At 60.7% G+C, this 17,570-nt stretch carries 15 protein-coding genes; 4 read left to right on the top strand and 11 right to left on the bottom strand.

The annotated features are described in order from the left end of the window. Genes AC1RKJ_RS00580 through AC1RKJ_RS00570 form a run of 3 tightly spaced genes read right to left on the bottom strand, consistent with a single transcriptional unit; the run spans position 1 to position 6,758 of the window. The gene (locus tag AC1RKJ_RS00580; RefSeq protein WP_492788977.1) at positions 1-879 is read right to left on the bottom strand and encodes a transglutaminase family protein; all 879 of its coding nucleotides are present in this window, start codon (positions 877-879) and stop codon (positions 1-3) included. Beyond that, positions 876-3,383, bottom strand: a complete 2,508-nt coding sequence (locus AC1RKJ_RS00575) for a circularly permuted type 2 ATP-grasp protein (protein ID WP_492788976.1) — start codon at positions 3,381-3,383, stop codon at positions 876-878. Before AC1RKJ_RS00575 ends, AC1RKJ_RS00580 begins: the two co-directional genes overlap by 4 nt. A gap of 51 nt (positions 3,384-3,434) precedes the next feature. Continuing rightward, positions 3,435-6,758, bottom strand: a complete 3,324-nt coding sequence (locus tag AC1RKJ_RS00570; RefSeq protein ID WP_492788975.1) for a transglutaminase family protein — start codon at positions 6,756-6,758, stop codon at positions 3,435-3,437. A gap of 314 nt (positions 6,759-7,072) precedes the next feature. On the opposite strand from AC1RKJ_RS00570, the gene cynS reads away from it, so the two are divergent. Continuing rightward, entirely contained in the window at positions 7,073-7,561 is a 489-nt protein-coding gene (gene cynS / locus AC1RKJ_RS00565; protein WP_492788974.1) for a cyanase, read from the top strand. Positions 7,562-7,564: 3 nt separating this feature from the next. On the opposite strand, the gene otnK is transcribed toward cynS, so the two are convergent. Genes otnK through ltnD form a run of 3 tightly spaced genes read right to left on the bottom strand, consistent with a single transcriptional unit; the run spans position 7,565 to position 10,570 of the window. Beyond that, positions 7,565-8,839, bottom strand: coding sequence for a 3-oxo-tetronate kinase (otnK, locus tag AC1RKJ_RS00560; protein ID WP_492788973.1), 1,275 nt, complete (start codon positions 8,837-8,839; stop codon positions 7,565-7,567). Beyond that, positions 8,836-9,633 carry a 2-oxo-tetronate isomerase gene (gene otnI, locus AC1RKJ_RS00555; RefSeq protein ID WP_492788972.1) on the bottom strand — a complete coding sequence of 266 codons (798 nt, stop codon included), beginning with the start codon at positions 9,631-9,633 and terminating at the stop codon, positions 8,836-8,838. The genes otnK and otnI overlap by 4 nt, the downstream gene beginning before the upstream one ends. Before the next feature lie 37 nt (positions 9,634-9,670). Next, positions 9,671-10,570, bottom strand: coding sequence for an L-threonate dehydrogenase (gene ltnD, locus AC1RKJ_RS00550; RefSeq protein WP_492788971.1), 900 nt, complete (start codon positions 10,568-10,570; stop codon positions 9,671-9,673). A 138-nt stretch (positions 10,571-10,708) separates the two neighbouring features. On the opposite strand from ltnD, the gene otnC reads away from it, so the two are divergent. From otnC to AC1RKJ_RS00535, 3 genes are all read left to right on the top strand, one after another. Continuing rightward, on the top strand, positions 10,709-11,365 hold the full coding sequence (gene otnC, locus AC1RKJ_RS00545) for a 3-oxo-tetronate 4-phosphate decarboxylase (RefSeq protein ID WP_492788970.1): 657 nt from the start codon (positions 10,709-10,711) through the stop codon (positions 11,363-11,365). Positions 11,366-11,605: 240 nt separating this feature from the next. Then, complete coding sequence (locus AC1RKJ_RS00540; RefSeq protein WP_492788969.1) at positions 11,606-12,886, top strand: PQQ-dependent sugar dehydrogenase; 1,281 nt, start codon at positions 11,606-11,608, stop codon at positions 12,884-12,886. A 103-nt stretch (positions 12,887-12,989) separates the two neighbouring features. Next, complete coding sequence (locus AC1RKJ_RS00535; RefSeq protein ID WP_492792607.1) at positions 12,990-13,319, top strand: c-type cytochrome; 330 nt, start codon at positions 12,990-12,992, stop codon at positions 13,317-13,319. Between the two features lie 18 nt (positions 13,320-13,337). On the opposite strand, the gene pip is transcribed toward AC1RKJ_RS00535, so the two are convergent. The 5 genes from pip to pqqB are packed head-to-tail and all read right to left on the bottom strand — an operon-like array spanning position 13,338 to position 17,538. Continuing rightward, positions 13,338-14,333 carry a prolyl aminopeptidase gene (gene pip / locus AC1RKJ_RS00530; protein ID WP_492788968.1) on the bottom strand — a complete coding sequence of 332 codons (996 nt, stop codon included), beginning with the start codon at positions 14,331-14,333 and terminating at the stop codon, positions 13,338-13,340. Further along, entirely contained in the window at positions 14,323-15,540 is a 1,218-nt protein-coding gene (gene pqqE / locus AC1RKJ_RS00525; protein WP_492788967.1) for a pyrroloquinoline quinone biosynthesis protein PqqE, read from the bottom strand. Before pqqE ends, pip begins: the two co-directional genes overlap by 11 nt. Beyond that, positions 15,537-15,851: a pyrroloquinoline quinone biosynthesis peptide chaperone PqqD gene (pqqD, locus tag AC1RKJ_RS00520; protein WP_492788966.1), complete on the bottom strand. Its 315-nt coding sequence runs from the start codon at positions 15,849-15,851 to the stop codon at positions 15,537-15,539. The genes pqqE and pqqD overlap by 4 nt, the downstream gene beginning before the upstream one ends. After that, a complete protein-coding gene (gene pqqC / locus AC1RKJ_RS00515) occupies positions 15,851-16,615 on the bottom strand; it encodes a pyrroloquinoline-quinone synthase PqqC (RefSeq protein WP_492788965.1) in 765 nt (254 codons plus the stop codon). Before pqqC ends, pqqD begins: the two co-directional genes overlap by 1 nt. Next, positions 16,612-17,538, bottom strand: coding sequence for a pyrroloquinoline quinone biosynthesis protein PqqB (pqqB, locus tag AC1RKJ_RS00510; protein ID WP_492788964.1), 927 nt, complete (start codon positions 17,536-17,538; stop codon positions 16,612-16,614). The genes pqqC and pqqB overlap by 4 nt, the downstream gene beginning before the upstream one ends. Positions 17,539-17,570: the final 32 nt, after the last annotated feature.

The raw sequence follows: 17,570 nt of genomic DNA, 5'->3' as shown, positions 1-17,570 counted from the left end.
TTACTCCGCCGGAATCACGTCCACCGCGACAGTCAGCTTCTGTTTGCGAGAGCCGACGACCACGCCATCGACCGGCGATACATCGGTATAGTCGCGCCCGACCGCCAGAACGACGTGATCGTTGCCGACCACCAAATCGTTGGTGGGATCGAATCCCACCCATCCGATGTCCTCGCCGCACCAGACCGACGCCCACGCATGTGTCGCGTCCGCGCCCTGAAGCCGCGGACGTCCCGGCGGCGGCGTGGTTCGCAGATAACCGCTGACATACGCCGCTGGCAAACCGAGGCCGCGCAAGCCGGCAATCATGATATGTGCGAAGTCCTGGCAGACCCCTCGCCGCTTTTCGAAGACCTCCTGCAACGGCGTGGAGATTTCCGTTGCCTTGGAGTCGTAGACGAAATCGCGGTTGATCCGCTGCATCAGATCGGCCGCTGCCGCGAAGATGTCCGCTCCTGCCGGAAAACTTGCCGTAGCGTATTCCGTAACCGACGGCTTGATCGGCACCAGTGGGCTTGCGAACAGATACCCCACCGGCGACGACGCGCCGAGGCCATTTGAAGCAAACGCTGCCTCGCGCACTTGCGCCCAGCCGGGAGAACTCATCTCACGGCTTGGCGCGGCGCGCGACACGTCAACGCGCGATCGCGCGTCAATGCGAAGAACGCGATGCGCCGTTTCGATCACAATGCCTTCGGTGGTGATGCCGAAAAAATCAGTTCGCAGTGAGCGTTCCACCGGAGCCGGTTTGATCTCGACACTGTGGGAGATCAGTTGCTGGCCATCGCCGCTTTTTGGCTCAAGCCTCAAGGAACAACGGGCAAAGCTGACCGGGCTTTCGTAGGAATATGTCGTGACATGACGGATGTCGTAGATCACGCAAACCCCGTCAACTTCTCAGGCCGCGTCGCGATGCTGCCGTGCGGGAAGTAATGCGATCCGATGGCGTCAGCCAGATTGAGCAAGCTCTGTTCGAGCGCGAAGATCGCCTTCGTATCGTACGCTTCTGCTTCACCAGCCGTCATCGCGGCCTGAAGCGTCACGGCAAGACGATGCGGCGGATCGATCAGGCCACCCTCTCGCATACTCGGCAGGCTCGCAATGTGTTCGTTGAGGGCTGCGATCTGAAACGCCACCGAGCGCGGATTGTATTCGTCCAGAACAACCAGATCGCGCACCGGGGCCAGCAACGGTCCCACGAGATAGCGTGAGCGATAGGTGATCTGGCAATCCACGAGCGTCAGCAACAGATCAAGATCCTCGCCGGTCGCGGTATCGTAGGCAAACTGACGCGCGAAACGCGCGGTATTGATCGCACGCTCGACGCGACGCCCCATTTCGAGAAAGCGCCAACCGGCCGCGCGATTCATGTTTTCCTGTGCGAGACCCGCGAATGTCGCGAGGGACTGCAAAGCCCACTCTGCAGCTTCGAGTAAAGCCTCGTCGTCATCGGCTTTCTCAGACAGCCGTTCGACCATGCCGGTGATGACATGCCATGCGTCCGGCGAAAGCCGCTCCCGCAATGTCGTTGCGGTGCGCTGCGCCGAGCGAAGCAGCGACAGTGCGGAGCCGAATTTGTCCTTGGACTGCAGCGCCTGCGCAGCCGTCGTCGCCAGTTTGGCGCGCGCCGACGGCGTAGTCGCCCCCCAGCTCACCAGCAGACGCTGAATCCGCTCGATCATCGGCTGCATCGGTGACGGGCCTTTGCCAGGCTCCCGTAATGCGCCGCCCAACGCGCGCACTAGCCGCAACGTGGCTTCGGCGCGCTCAAGATAACGCCCGAGCCAGAACAGATTGTCCGCAGCACGACTCGGCACCCATCCGGCGATACGCTTGATACGAACAGTATCGCTCGGCGGCAGCAGCGTGGATGTGGCGACTTCCTTCTCGGATACCACCCAGACATCGGCGGCGCGCGCGCCCTCGCCCATTGAGACAGCCCGCGCGTCGGGCTGATCGGCGATGCGACAGAATCCGCCCGGCAAGATAGTCCAACCGTTCGGCGTCGCCGCAGCGAACACGCGCAGCACAAACGGGCGCGGCGAGATATGCCCGTTGTCCCATACCGGCGTGGTCGAGAGGCGCACCATCTCTTGCCCGACGTAATCAATACCGCGCTTGCCGATGGCCTCGACCAGTCGCGCGCGCTCGTCCTTTGAAAGCGACGCGGCGACAATCGGACCATGTCCAAGAAAACCCGGAACAGACTGGCCGTAAGCGCCCTCGATCGCCATTTCGTCCAGACGAGACAGAACGTCCTCGCGCGCAGATTTTTGCCCGCACCACCATGTCGCGATGTGCGGCATCTTCAGCTCCTCGCCGAAGAAGCGCTGGCTGAGACTCGGCAGGAACCCGAGCAGCGTCCGCGCCTCCATCACGCCGGAGCCCGGCATGTTGGCGACCGCGACGCCTCCTTTTCGCAGAACATCGATCAGACCCGGTACGCCGAGCATGGAACGCGCGTCGAGTTCGAGCGGATCAAGAAAATTCGAATCGACCCGTCGCAACAACACATCAAGACGCTTCAGGCCGGCAACCGTACGGACGTGCAGCCGGTCCTCGCTCACCGCGAGGTCGTCACCTTCCACCAGCAGGAAGCCAAGATAGCGCGCGAGCGTCGCGTGTTCGAAATAGGTCTCGCTGGAATTTCCCGGCGTCAGCAGCCCGATGCGCGGCTCGTCGCGGTCGGAAAGCCCGCGCAAATTTTCACGAAATGCCTCGAAGAACGGCGCAACGCGCTCGATATTCATCGACGTGTAGAGGTTGGTCAGCGCGCGCGACAGCACCAACCGGTTCTCGAGGGCATACCCAGCGCCGGACGGCGCCTGCGTCCGGTCGTTGAGTACCCACCAGCGCCCGTCAGGACCCCGGCCGATGTCGGCGGCGTAAAGGTTGAGATACTGCCCGCCCGGCGGCTTCACTCCGCAAACCGATCGCAGATACTCGTTGCTGCCCGCGATCGCAGCGGCCGGTAGCGCACCATCCGCAACGAGGCGGCCCTCGCCATACAAATCCCGCAGGATCAGTTCGAACAGCTCCGCACGCTGCGCGACGCCTTCGGAAATCTGTTTCCACTCGCCCTCGTCGATCAGCAGCGGCAAATGACTGAGCGGCCATGAGCGGTCGGCGGACTCGCCGGGTGCGCGGTAGGTGACGCCCGCATCGCGCATGTGCTGGTCAGCAGAGGCAAAGCGGCGCTCGATCTCGCCCGACCCAAGTGCGGAGAACGCGTCGAAGAACCGCGTCCAGACCTCCCGGGGCTCACCCCTGGCATCGATAAACTCGTCCGGAATCCCGGGTAGTGGCGCGTAGCCGCGGGTGCAGTCCAGAAGATCGTGCTGCCCCGCCCGCGCCCTTGTGTCCCCGCCGTCCAGATTGGCCATTCCGACTCGCCTTTTGCTTCCGCAGCAACTTCGCCGATTATTGCGGTGGCCTCAATGCAGGAGTGGCGTCCGAAGGTCGAGAGTTAAGGGAAATTCGAGGGATCGCTCCACGGCGGGCGCCTCAATCCGGCCCGGCGTATGGCCATGGGCCTGGAATCGGGCCAGCCGCCGCGCCTCGGCCTCGTAGCTGTTGACCGGCTTGGTCTCATAGCTCCGGCCGCCGGGATGGGCGACGTGATAGACGCACCCGCCTAGCGAGCGCCCGTTCCAGGTGTCGATGATGTCGAAGGTCAGCGGCGCATGAACCGGAATCGTCGGATGCAGACCGGATGACGGCTGCCAGGCCTTGAAGCGAACACCCGCTACAGCTTCTCCGGAACGCCCGGTGTCCGTCATCGGCAGCCGGCGGCCGTTGCAGGTGATGACGTGCCGTCCTTCGACATAGCCGCTGACCTTGACTTGCAAGCGTTCGACGGACGAATCGACGTAACGCACCGTGCCACCGCCCGAGCTTTCCTCGCCCAGCACATGCCACGGCTCCAGCGCCTGACGCAATTCGAGCGTCACGCCGCCATGCTGCACACTTCCGAACACCGGAAAGCGAAATTCAAGTTGCGCCTCGAACCATTCCGGCTCGAAATCGTAACCGGCCTGTTTCAAATCCGACATAACGTCGTTGAAATCTTCCCAAAGAAAATGCGGTAGCATGAAGCGGTCGTGCAGCGTCGTGCCCCAGCGCACAAAGCGGCCATCCTGCGGCTCGCGCCAGAATTTCGCGATGAGTGCGCGGATCACGAGTTGCTGCGCGAGACTCATGCGCGCATCCGGCGGCATTTCGAGCGCACGAAATTCGACAAGACCGAGACGCCCCGTCGGACTATCCGGCGAATACAGCTTGTCGATGCAGATTTCCGCCCGATGAGTATTGCCGGTGATATCCACCAGCAGATGACGGAACGTGCGATCCACCAGCCACAACGGCACCTTTTCGCCCTTCGGCGGAATCTGCGCGATAGCAATCTCGAGTTCATAGAGCGCATCGTGCCGCGCTTCATCGATGCGCGGTGCCTGACTGGTCGGACCGATGAACATGCCCGAAAACAAGTACGACAACGACGGATGTCGCTGCCAATACAGCACCACGCTCTTGAGCAGATCGGGCCGCCGCAGGAACGGCGAGTCCGCCGGCGTGCCTCCGCCTATCACGACATGGTTTCCGCCGCCGGTGCCGGTGTGGCGTCCATCGATCAGAAAACGGTTCGCACCGAGCCGGACATGCGCCGCTTCCTGATAAAGGCTGAGGGTCGTATCGACGATCTCGCGCCAATTCTTCGCCGGATGAATGTTGATCTCGATCACGCCGGGATCAGGCGTCACCTTGATGACCTCGACGCGCGGGTCATAGGGCGGCGCATAACCTTCGACATGCACCTGAATCTGCATGTCCTCGGCTGTGGCCTCCACCACCGCAATCAACTCGAGGTAGTCCTCCAGCTTTTCGACCGGCGGCATGAACGCGCACAGGATGCCGTCGCGGATTTCGATCGACAGCGCGGTGCGGACGCCACCCTTCCCGCCGGCCTGCTGCTCCTGAACGAACTGACGTGGCGCGCCGTCAGCCAGCGCGCCGCCGTCGAACACTGGGGGCTGCGCAACGGGTTCGGATTGCGGTGCCCCGAAAGCCGGCAACTCTCCCCGTTCCTCCATGGGATCCTGCTCAACAACATACGGATAGTCCTCCGGCGGAATCCATTGCAGTGAATTCATCGGCAGCCGCAGCCCAAGCGGGGAATCGCCCGGCGTCAGAAACAGATTTCCACGCCGCAGATTCCACTTCTCGCTGCGCCAGCGGCTCGTGGCTTTCGCGTTCCAGCGCTGCACCGGCAGCACGAAACCGCGCGGCACGTTAAGCCCTTGCTGAAACACCTGCGCCATACGTGAGCGCTCTTCCGGATCGGCCAGTTTGGAGTCGCTCGGATCGACGTTGCCGGGAAGACTGTTCTCCTTGAGCAGCCAGTGCGCCTGATCTTCGTAGGCCGGAAGCACATTGCCCGCATCGACGCCGAGCTTTTGGGCCACTCCGGCGGCGAATTTTTCCGCCTGCTCGATCTTCGCCGAACGCGGTCCTTCCATCGGCGCGATCAAGTCGGGATTGCGCCAGATCGGCACTCCATCCTTGCGCCAGTAAAGTCCGAACGCCCAGCGCGGCAGGCTTTCGCCGGGATACCATTTGCCCTGTCCGTAATGCAGCAAGCCTCCCGGCGCGAAACGCGTGCGAAGACGCCGAATAAGATCGTCCGCGATGCCGCGCTTGGTCGGGCCGACCGCGGCCGTATTCCATTCAGCGGATTCCAGGTCGTCGATCGACACGAATGTCGGCTCGCCGCCCATGGTCAGCCGCACGTCATCGGCCTTGAGGTCAACATCGACCTTCTCGCCAAGCGCGTCGAGACGCTGCCACGAACCGTCGGAGAATGGTTTGGTGATGCGCGGCGCTTCATTGACGCGCGTCACCTTCATCTCGAATCCGAAATCGGCATTGGCCGCGCTGACCCCGCCGCTGATAGGCGCCGCAGTCCGATAATGCGGCGATGCCGCGACCGGAATGTGCCCCTCGCCGGTGAGCATCCCCGATGTCACGTCGAAGCCAATCCACCCCGCGCCCGGCAGATAGACTTCCGCCCAGGCATGCAGATCGGTGAAGTCGGCCTCGACTTCGCGCGGGCCTTGCAGCGGATCGATGTCCGGGCGCAACTGAATGAGATAGCCGGACACAAAACGCGCCGCCAATCCGAGATGACGTAACGCTTCGATTAACAACCATGCCGAGTCGCGGCATGATCCCGCACCGGATTTAAGAGTCTCTTCCGGAGTCCAGACACCTGGGTCCATACGGACGATATAATTGATTTTCTCGCGCAGCTTCGCGTTCAGATCGACGAGAAAATTCACCGTACTCGGCGCTTCGCGCGGAATACCGGCAAGGTATTCCGCGAAAAGCGGCGTCGGCACGCTTGTCTTCAGATACGGAGCGAGTTCGTCGGCAAGATCTGGTGGATATGCGAATGGGAACTTCTCAGCATATGGCTCAACGAAGAAATCGAACGGATTGACCACTGCCATATCGGCAATGAAATCCACCTCGATCTTGAATTCACGCGTGGGCTCCGGAAACACGAAACGCGCGAGCCAGTTGCCCTGCGGGTCTTGCTGCCAATTGACGAAATGTTTTTCGGGCAGAACTTTCAACGAATAGCTGGAGACTCGCGTGCGCGTGTGCGGTGCGGGACGCAAGCGGATGACCTGCGGTCCGAGGCTGACGGGCCGGTCATACCTATAGTGTGTGACATGATGCAGGGCGACGGTAATGGACACGACGCGACAACCTCGATGGCTCGTTTTTTGAGCAGAACATCTGCGCAAGCCTCTATCAAGCGCTAACAACCGGCATGAACTGCCTAACCCGGTGGCAAATCGGGGTTTCGTGCTGAAATCCCGAGCGGTTTGAGTCGCGATTTCACATGGCTGACTTTGATAATCAAAGTTCCACGGCAGCCTGTCCGGCCGAATACGCAGGGTTCATGTCATCTGGTCACTGCTCAGGACGCGATGTGGCGCACCAATCAGCTCTTGGCATGTGCCTTGCGTGATGGATCGAAGCATTCCGGCATCAACCAAGGAGACAGGCCATGAAGCGCTCAGACCTCACGGAGAAGCTGCTCGACATCAAACGCGAGAAGGGCTGGACCTGGAAACACATTTGCGAGCAGATCGGCGGGCACTCGGATGCGTTGATCGTCGGCGCTATTCTGGGCCAGATGAAACTGACCAAGCCACAGGCCGCCAATGCGGCCGCGCTGTTCAGCCTCTCCAAGGCGGAAACCGCGATGATCAACGAAGTTCCCATGCGCGGTGACGGCACGCCAATGCCGCCGACCGATCCCTTGATCTACCGGTTCTATGAAATGGTCATGGTGAATGGACCAGCATGGAAGGCGCTGATCGAGGAGGAATTCGGCGACGGCATCATGTCCGCCATCGACTTCGATTTCACGATGGAACGTGTCGCTAATCCGAAGGGCGATCGCGTCAAGTTCGTGATGACGGGAAAATTCCTGCCGTTCAAATATTACGGCGCGACCGGCAACAACATGGAGTACGGGTTCAAGGAAGATTGAACACTACGGCATCAGACGGATTGCGTCGTTGAAGAAATCCTGACCACCAAAGTTTCCGGATTTCAAGGCCAACACAGCCTCGCCCTTGCTCCAGCCGACACAACGAAGCACCGGCACGCCGGCGGCGATTTCCGGTCCCACCAGAAACGCCGGAATGCCGAGGCGATCGACCACGGCGCCCGACGTTTCGCCGCCCGCGATCACGAGACGCCGCACACCCGCGGCGACAAGTCCTTCGCTGATCGCGGCCATCGCCTGCTCGATGGCATGACCCGCCGCATCGCGGCCATGCTTCGCCTGCAAGGACGCCACCTGATCCGGCGTCGAACTGCTGGCAATCAGGATCGGCCCCTTCCCAAGATGCTCACGCGCCCAGTTCAGCGCGCGGTCGGCTTCCGCTCCACCCGCTACGATCTTCTCCGGGTCGAGCCGCAGCACCGGCATCGATTTTTCTGCCTGTACGATCTGCGTCAGCGTCGCCTGCGAGCAGCTTCCGGCGAGACAGGCCACAGGACCGCCGATAGCTTTCTCATTAACGGACGATGAGGTTTTCTTCACCCTGCCCGACGTTATCAATCCGCGCGCCAGCCCAAGTCCCATTCCCGATGCGCCGACCGACAATCGATGGTCGAGCGCGACCTGACCGACAATTTCTAGTTCTGGATCGAACACCGCATCGATGATGGCTGCGCCAATCCCCTGTTTCGTAAACTCCGCGAGGCGCGCGCGGATTGCGGCCGCTCCCTTCCCCACAGTCGCAAGATCGACAAGACCGACGTTGGATTTGCTTTGCCGCGCCAGCACCCGCACCAGATTGGAATCGTGCATGGGATTGAGTGGATGATCCTTCAACGGGCTTTCGTTCAGCGGCACGCTGCCGACGAACAGATTGCCTTGATAGACTGTCCGCCCCGTTCCCGGGAACGCCGGCGTTACCAGCACAATGGCGTCACCGGATTCGGCGCGCAGTGCATCCATCACCGGTCCGATATTACCGGCATCGGTGGAATCGAACGTCGAACAGATCTTGAACAGCACATGCTGGGCGCCTCGCGCACGCAGCCATTTATCTGCTTCTCTCGACCGCGCGACAGCTTGAGAAGCCTCGATGGAACGGCTTTTCAATGAGACAACAACAGCGTCTACATCTGGCAGCGCCAACGCATCGTCGGGCACGCCGATGGTCTGCACCGTGCGAAGGCCACAGCGTGTCAGCGTGTTGGCTAGATCGGATGCGCCGGTATAGTCGTCGGCGATGCAGCCTAGCGCCAACGTCACGCGCGCGCTCCTTTCTTAGCCTTGGCCGCGTAAGGCGCGAACCAGCCGAGACCTTCAACGGTATCGCCCTTTGGACGATACTCGCAGCCAACGAAACCATCGTAACCCAGCCGGTCCAGTTCATCGAACAGGAACGGATAGTTTAACTCTTCGCCGCCCGGCTCATTGCGCGACGGCACGCTGGCGATTTGGATATGCCCGATCATGGGCATCATCTTGCGCAGCGCCATCGTCACGTCGCCGTGGACGATCTGCCGGTGATAGATATCGAACTGCAGTTTCAGGTTCGGAATTTTCAAATCCTCGATGACGCCCGCTGCAAAATCGAAATCGTTCAGGAAATAGCCCGGCACGTCACGTGGATTGATCGGCTCAATCACGAGAGTGATGCCTTCCCTGCCAAACGCCTCGGCCGTCCACGCCACTCCGCGGCGAAATGAATCTACCGCCTTTGGGTCGAAGCGATCAGCGATTCCCGCCATCAGGTGCAATCGCTTCACTCCCGTCGCTTTAGCGTAAGGCAACGCCTGCTTGACGCTCGCCTGCAAGTCAGCAAAGCGATCGGGCAGAGCTGCAAAGCCTCGCTCGCCCTCATTCCAGTCGCCGGGGTAAAGATTGAACAGCGCCTGCGTCAGGCCATTGCGATGCAGGCGCTTTCCCACGTCGTCAGGCGAATGTTCGTAGGGGAACAGAAACTCCACCGCCGTGAAACCGGCTTTCGCGGCTGCATCGAAGCGATCGAGAAACGGCACTTCGTTGAACATCATGCTGAGATTGGCTGCAAAGCGGGGCATCGGACATTTCCATTTTCTTGATTACGATAGTCGGGCGCTATTCACCCGGCAATTTCGTTCCCGTCACACGGGCATACATGCGCGCCACCGATGCGTCATCATCGCGGCCCATGCCTGCGGCCGACGTCATCAGAAACATCTGGAGCGCCGCGGCCGACACCGGCACCGGAAATTTCGCGGTACGCGCCATGTCCTGAATAATGCCGAGATCCTTGACGAAAATATCAACCGCGCTGCGCGGTGCGTAATCGCCGTCGAGCACATGCGGTATCCGGTTCTCGAACATCCACGAATTGCCCGCCGACGCAGTAATCACTTCATAAACTTTACGGATGTCGAGACCTTGCCTCGCGGCGAACGCGATAGCCTCGCTCGCAGCGGCGATATGCACGCCGGCGAGCAACTGGTTGATCATCTTGAATGCTGCGCCCTGTCCTGCGGCGTCCCCAAGTTCATAGAGCTTCGCGGACATCGCATCGAGCGCGGATCGCGCCCTGGAAAAAGCCTCCTTGCTGCCGGAAGCAAGGATTGTCAGTTCGCCCTCAGCGGCGCGCTGAGCTCCGCCGCTGATCGGCGCGTCGAGATAATGGCGGCCGGTGGCTTCAAGCTGCTTCGCAAGGCGGCGCGCGACGTCGGGATCCATCGTCGCAGAGGAAATGAACACTGCGTCTTTCGGCAACGTCTCGGCAGCGCCCTGCGCGCCGAACAAAATGGTTTCGGTCTGCGACGCATTGACCACGACGCTGACGACAGCGTCGGCGTCACGAGCGGCGTCCGCCGGGCTCGATGCCGCCCGCCCGCCCTCGGCAGCAAATCTGGCGACTGTCTCCGGCGTCACGTCGCAGCCTGCGACATCGAACCCGGCGCGCTTCAGCGACAGCGCCATTCCGAAGCCCATTGAACCGAGACCGACAACTCCAATACGTCCAACGGGCATATGATCTCCCAGTTTGTTGCGTGCTCGCACATTTGGCGGCGGGCGGTTGACCGCTTGGTAGCATGCCCCGCGGTGTGGCCAAAATGGCGTTTGAGCCATGCCCGAAACCGTGGGAAAAGCGAACGCAAAGGATGACCAATGACCGAAACCAGGCTCCGCGAGGAGATTTGCCTTTATGGACGCTCGCTCTTTGAGCGCGGACTGACGCCGGGGTCATCCGGAAATATCAGCGTCCGGCTCGACGACGGCGGCTGGCTGGTTACGCCGACCAACGCATCCCTCGGCTTCCTCGATCCCGCACGCATTTCGCGGCTGGATTCCTCCGGCCATCTGCGGTCCGGGGACGCTCCCACCAAGGAGATTCCCCTCCATGCTGCGCTTTACGAGACGCGAAGCACCGCACGAGCCATCGTCCACCTGCACTGCGCCCACTGCGTTGCCGTGTCGATGCTGCCCGAGATCAATCCGCAAGCCGCGCTGCCAGCGCTGACGCCCTATTATGTGATGCGCTGCGGCGCAACGGCCCTGCTGCCTTATTACCGTCCGGGTGACGCGACGGTGGCTGACGCCATTCGCGGGCTCGCCGGAAAATACGCCTGCGTGCTGCTCTCCAATCACGGGCCCGTGGTTGCAGGCGAATCTCTCGAAGCGGCCGTTTTCGCCACGGAAGAACTGGAAGAAACCGCAAAGCTCTATTTAATGCTGCGCGGGATGAACCCGCGCGGCCTCACGCCCGATCAGGTTTCCGATCTTGCATCGACGTTCGGAATTTCACTGCCCGATAAGCCATCATGATCGTCACGATCTGATACAACTCCGGTCTCCGTATGCAGTCGAAGAAGCCAAACGCCTCGCGGCTTTCGGCCCTAATGTCGCACCCGGTCTCCGCCACAAATCACGATCACGCGATGGCGTTTTTCAATGCTGCACCGCCAGAATGATTTGCGCGCGGCTCACCTTGCGTCGTCACAAACGTGCGATAGGCTCACGCCCGTAAAACGTCAAAAAAATCGAACCCCCGGGAGGATTAAGATCATGTTTTACGCTTTTAAGCATCATGCGCTGAATTCGGTCGCCGTCGCAGCGTTTATCTGCGCCTCGGCGATGTCGGCTTCGGCCCAAACGCAAAACAATAACAACCTCGACAAGCTCGGCAACTTCCAGAAGACCGGCGTCACGGAAATCCCGACCGTGCCGCAGACTGGCCGCAAGGTCGATGCGATCAAGGCTAATCTCGCCAAGATCAAGCTCCCGCCGGGCTTCAAGATCGGCCTCTACGCGTTGGTTCCGGACGCGCGGCATATCGCCGTCGGCCCGCAAGGCGTCGTGACGTTCGTCGGCACGCGCAAGAGCAAGGTTTACGCCGTCACCGATCGTGGCAAGGCGGGCTTTGCGGAAGAGGTCAAGGAATTCGCGCCCTCGGTAAACTTCACCATCCCGAACGGTGTCTGTTTCTCCAAGGACGGTTTCCTCTTCGTCATCGAGCAAAATCGCATTCTCAATTTCCCCGCTGCGGAATTCTTCTATGAAAGCCCGGACATCGCGGTCGCCGTGGTGGTCCCGCAAGGCGAATTGATCCCGAAGGAAGACGAGAGCTTCAACCATACCGCGCGCGTCTGTCGCGTCGGCGCAGACAAGAAGATCTACGTCTCGCTTGGTCAGCCCTTCAACGTGCCGGCGAAGGACAAGCTCGAAGGTTTCGCAAAGCACGGCATCGGCGGCATCATCCGGATCGATCAGGACGGCAAGAACCGCGAAGTTTATGCTAGCGGAATTCGCAATTCGGTCGGCATGGACTTCAACCCCAAGAACAATCAGCTCTGGTTTACGGACAATCAGGTCGATGGCATGGGAGATAACATCCCTCCCGGCGAACTGAACCGTATCACGCAGGCCGGACAGAACTTCGGCTTCCCCTATTACGGCGGCGGCAAGGTTCGCACTACCGAGTACAAGGCCGACACGCCGCCCGCCAACGTGACCTACCCCGAAGTGGAGATGGACGCACATGCCGCCGATCTCGGCATGACGTTCTACAACGGCAAGTCGTTCCCGGCGAAGTATCGCGGCGGCATCTTCTCCGCCCAGCACGGCTCCTGGAACCGGACTGATCCCGTCGGCGCACGCGTAATGTTCACCTCGCTCAAGGCTGACGGCAGCGCGGACAAGACGGAAGTCTTTGCGTCCGGCTGGCTGACGCCCGACGGCGAGTATACGGGGCGGCCGGTGGATATTGCCACGCTGCGTGACGGCTCGTTGCTTGTTTCCGACGATCTTGCCGGAGCGCTGTATCGCATCACCTACGACGGCAAGTAAGCGTCGGGTTCAATATCAAGAATCGCCGCGAGACGGATATCCATCTGTCTCGCGGCGCAATATCAATGGTGCTCCAACGCCTGACGACGCAAGGGAAAAAGAAATGATCGTGCGCACAGCCCTCGCCCTGCTTGTTCTGGGGACAGCCGGGTTGACGGACCCGGCTCATGCTGCCGACGCCAAGGCCGGACGCAAGAAGGCGCAAATGTGCGCGGCCTGTCACGGCATCGACGGCATTTCGAAAATGCCGATGGCGCCGAATATTGCCGGGTCCCCCGCGATGTATATTGAAAAACAGATGAAAGCTTTCCGCTCGGAGGAACGCAAAGACGAAACCATGAGCGTTGTCGCAAAGCCGTTGTCTGACGCCGACATCGCGGACCTCGCCGCGTGGTATTCCGGACTTGAGGTCAACGTGACGCTGCCAAACTGAGATTCGCGCAACAGAGATCTAACGCGCGCGGGTAAAATAGTAGGCTAGGTCGTTGATCGCAGCAACAACAGCATCCCTCACCCCAGGATCATACAAAGAGTGCCCCGCGGCCTCGACCATCCTCAATTTCGCATCGGGCCAAACCGCCATCAACGCATGAGCGGTCGACGGCGGACACAGCAAATCGTAGCGGCCCTGCACGATGATCCCGCGAATGCCCTTCAACCGTCCCGCATTTTCCAAAAGTTGTCCGGGTTTCATGAAACAATCGTTCTGAAAATAATGGGCCTCCATGAATGGCGTAGACGGAAGACCGCGCCTCACATCGTTCACAGCGGCAATATCCAGCCGGGTTTTGGCAGGCTTGTGCTCCGACAGAATGCGCTCGGTGTCGTGCCATGCGCGGGACGCGGGCCCATGCACAGTCGGATCAGAATCGAGAATATGCTGCCAATACGCATCTAGTGGCCGATCACGGTCCTCGGGCTGCAACACTCCGATAAAATCCTCATTCAATTCTGGATAGAGGCGCGGCAGGTTTTTGAGGAAGGCGCTCTCCAGTTCGCTGCGGGTGCCGAGAAACGTCGCGCGCAGGACGATACCGCTGACGCGCTGCGGATGCGCCTGTGCGTAGGCCAGCGCCAGTGTCGCGCCCCACGATCCACCAACCACAAGCCAACGTTCGAAGCCAAGACTTTCGCGGATCGCCTCCATATCCGCGATCAAATGCGGCAGCGTATTCGCCTCAAGCGATCCTTTGGGACGGCTTCTGCCCGCCCCGCGCTGATCGAACAGCACTGCATGAAACCGAAGCGGATCGAACAACCGCCGATGATCGGGTTGGCAGCCGCTACCGGGGCCGCCATGCAAATAGACCGCGGGAATGCCGTCGGCGCGGCCGACTGTTTCGACGTAGATTTCGTGACCATCGCCCACCGACAGATGCCGCGCGGTGAGCGGCGCAAAGCGATCGGATTTGCCTGGTGTCGTGATGTCCGCGGCGTCAGGCTCCATGTTTATCAATCTCGCGTGTGTCGGTCTCAAGCGTGCCGCCCGCGAAGTTGCGATAGATGAAGCGGCGGCTGTCTCCCACGGATTCTCTCATAGCCGTTTTGAAAATCTGTTCGTGTGCAGGCGACAGCGCGCAGGCGGGATCGGTATTGCCAGCATTGCCCGTCAGCGCGAAGGCCTGGCAGCGGCAGCCGCCGTAGTCGATCTCCTTGAACTCACAACTCTGACACGGCTCGGGCATCCAGCCGGTGCCGCGATAGCGATTGAAGGCTTCGGAATTCTGCCAGATCCAGGCGATGGAATGATCGCGCACCGATTCAAATTTCAGGCCGGTAATGGTTTCAGCCGCATGACATGGCAGAATTTTACCTGACGGTGAGATGTTGAAGAACTGCCTTCCCCACCCGCCCATGCATTTCTTTGGGCGCAACGCGTAGTAATCCGGCACCACATAATCGATGGCGAGGATGCCCTTCAGCCGCACCTCGGCTTCCTCGACGATACGGGAGGTTTCGTCAATCTGCGCGATGGTTGGCATCAGTGCCGCGCGGTTTTTCAAGGCCCAGCCGTAGTACTGCACATTGGCGACTTCGAGCCGGTCGGCATCGAGATCGACCGCCATCTGGATGATGTCCGCAAGCTGACACAGGTTCTGTCGATGCATGACCGCGTTGACCGTCAGCGGTAGTCCGAGCTCTCGCGCCCAACCTGCGGCCTCGATCTTTTTCGCGTGCGCATCTTTCAGCCCCGCGACACGGTCGGCGACGCTCTGCTCGCTGCCCTGAAAGCTGATCTGAACATGGCACAGCCCAGCATCGGCCAATGCAGTCAGCTTTTCCTTCGTAAGCAGAACCGCCGAGGTGATGAGGTTCGAATAAAGCCCGACGTCGGTTGCGTGCTGAACGATCTCTGCGAGATCCTTGCGCGCCGTCGGCTCGCCACCGGAAAAATGGATCTGCAGCACGCCAATCGCGGCGAGTTCGCTCAGCACCCGCTTCCATTCGTCGGTGGAAAGCTCCGCGCCGCCTCGCTCCAGTTCTACCGGGTTCGAGCAATACGGACATTGCAAAGGGCAGCGGTGGGTCAGCTCGGCCAGAACAGCCAGCGGAATCCCGAATGTTTCGGCCTGCGATCTGCGCTGCTCCAGCACCGCCAATCCATCGGCTGGATCGGCGCGAACCGGAGAAGCATCGGTGAGCGTCGGGCTCATGACTTCGGATCCTGTGCCTCTGCAAGAAATCCCTTTTCGGCGAGATCCCGCAGCATGGCCATTACATCAGCGCCGATCATCCCGCGATCGGCAGCATACTTTGCGGCAAGCACATCGATGATCTGATCGACGTTACGGACGCCATCGCAGAGTTGCAAAATCTCTACCGCAATCTCGTCCGGCGCAAGTACGCGCTCCGGCACCAGGATCACCCAGACCTGCCGCGCTTCGTCGAACTTCAGCCTGGCATGACGCGCCAGCACGGGCCTGCTCCCTTCAGTTATGTCGATCCGCCGGCTTCGCAATGCCATCAGCCGCGCTCCGGCACGAAAGCACCCGGCGGAATATGGCCGTCGACATAGGCATGATAGAGCGCGTCGAGCTGGACCCAGAGCACGTTGGTCTTGAAAATCAACGCATTGCAGACAGCTTCGCGCTCTTCGGGTGTTTTTGCGTGCCGCTTGACGAAATCCAGCGCAAAATTGGCGTCGCGCGGCGCCTGCTCCATGCGCCGCTTGAAGTAACTCATGATGTTCGGATTGATGAAGTCGTAGTGCGCGAGCATTCCCGAAATGCGTTCCTCATGCAGGTTCGGCGCGAAAAGTTCGGTTAATGAGGACGCAATGGCTTCCAACGGCGTCTTGTCGCGAACGAAATGGACGTAGGCATCCACCGCGAAGCGCGTAGCAGGCAGAATTCCCTCGGCGGATTCGACATAAGCGCTATCGAGGCCGAGCCCTTCGGTCAGCTTCAACCAGCGCTCGATACCCCCTTCGGTGCCGACGTCGCCATCGTGGTCCTCGATGCGGTGTCGCCATTCGAGACGAATATCGCGGTCGCGAAAGCGCGAAATCACCACCGCGTCCTTGATGGGAATGGAGCTCTGATAATAGTAGCGGTTGAGCGCCCAGGCCTGAACCTGCCCCTTGTTCAGCTTGCCGCCGTGAAGCAACCGGTGAAACGGATGCAGATTGTGATAGCGCGTCGCGCCGATACCGCGCAGCGCAACCTCAAGGTCCTCCGCATTTGCAAGCGGCGTACCTGTCTTCAATGCAAATACGCTCGTCGCGATCAAATGGTGATCTCCGTGCCATCCGAAGGAATTTGCCAGCCGGCGCGCTCCACGGCTTCGCGCTCGGCGGCGCCCGGCAGCAGAACCGGATTCGAATTATTGATGTGCAGGAAAATCTTGCGCCCGATGCCGAGATCCTCAAGCCCGGCGATCACGCCCTGTTCACCGGAAATGGCCATGTGCCCCATGCGTTGACCGGTTTTGGTGCCAAGGCCGGCCGCGATCAATTCGTCGTCGCGCCACAGCGTACCGTCAAAGAAAACCAGAGACGCGCCGCGAAGGCGCTGCCTGAGATCGGGGGTGAGCGCCGCGCAGGCTGCGAGAAAGTAGAGATGTTCCCCGCTTGCCTTGTCAGTGATCCGCAATCCGAGCGTATCCCCCGCCTCATCGCCGTCGATAGGAAAGGCTGCCCCTTCCAGATACCAGGCGCGCTTGCCCGGCGCGGCAAAGGGAAGAATTTCGAGACCAGACGGTGAGCCGTCAGGAAGCTTCGGTTCGAACGGTTTATCGAATTCGACAGCCTCGCGCCGCACGCGCGTCTCATCGAGCACGTTGAAGATGCTGTTCGACTTGAGAATGGAGAGCACACGTGGGTGCGCGTAGATCGAAAAAGGCGAGCCCTCGCGCATCGACAACAATCCGGCGACGGCATCAACCTCACCATTGGTCAGGATGACGCCTGCGACAGGACTGTGGCGCAGATGACCGGCCTTGGGATGAAGCTGCGGCGTCGAAATCAATTGCTGACGCAAGTCAGGCGAGGCGTTGACCAGAAACCAGTGCTCACCGTCGGCGCTGACCGCAATCGATGTCTGAGTCGACTGCAATTCCGGATGCGAGCTGCGCGCCAGGCGGCAGACATCGCAGTTACAATTCCACTGGGGTACGCCCCCGCCCGCCGCAGCCCCGAGAACGACGACGCGCATGAGGGAGCTCCGTCCTCGATTCGATCTCATAA

Source organism: Afipia sp. GW822-FHT04G07 (genome assembly GCF_058800765.1).
This window is presented reverse-complemented; position numbering and strand designations above follow the sequence as displayed.

Coding starts and splice junctions, on each gene's coding strand:
- AC1RKJ_RS00575 (WP_492788976.1), bottom strand. CDS start 3,383: ATGGCCAATCTGGACGGCGGGGACACAAGGGCGCGGGCGGGGCAGCAC.
- cynS (WP_492788974.1), top strand. CDS start 7,073: ATGAAGCGCTCAGACCTCACGGAGAAGCTGCTCGACATCAAACGCGAG.
- otnI (WP_492788972.1), bottom strand. CDS start 9,633: ATGCCCCGCTTTGCAGCCAATCTCAGCATGATGTTCAACGAAGTGCCG.
- ltnD (WP_492788971.1), bottom strand. CDS start 10,570: ATGCCCGTTGGACGTATTGGAGTTGTCGGTCTCGGTTCAATGGGCTTC.
- otnC (WP_492788970.1), top strand. CDS start 10,709: ATGACCGAAACCAGGCTCCGCGAGGAGATTTGCCTTTATGGACGCTCG.
- AC1RKJ_RS00540 (WP_492788969.1), top strand. CDS start 11,606: ATGTTTTACGCTTTTAAGCATCATGCGCTGAATTCGGTCGCCGTCGCA.
- AC1RKJ_RS00535 (WP_492792607.1), top strand. CDS start 12,990: ATGATCGTGCGCACAGCCCTCGCCCTGCTTGTTCTGGGGACAGCCGGG.
- pip (WP_492788968.1), bottom strand. CDS start 14,333: ATGGAGCCTGACGCCGCGGACATCACGACACCAGGCAAATCCGATCGC.
- pqqE (WP_492788967.1), bottom strand. CDS start 15,540: ATGAGCCCGACGCTCACCGATGCTTCTCCGGTTCGCGCCGATCCAGCC.
- pqqD (WP_492788966.1), bottom strand. CDS start 15,851: ATGGCATTGCGAAGCCGGCGGATCGACATAACTGAAGGGAGCAGGCCC.
- pqqB (WP_492788964.1), bottom strand. CDS start 17,538: ATGCGCGTCGTCGTTCTCGGGGCTGCGGCGGGCGGGGGCGTACCCCAG.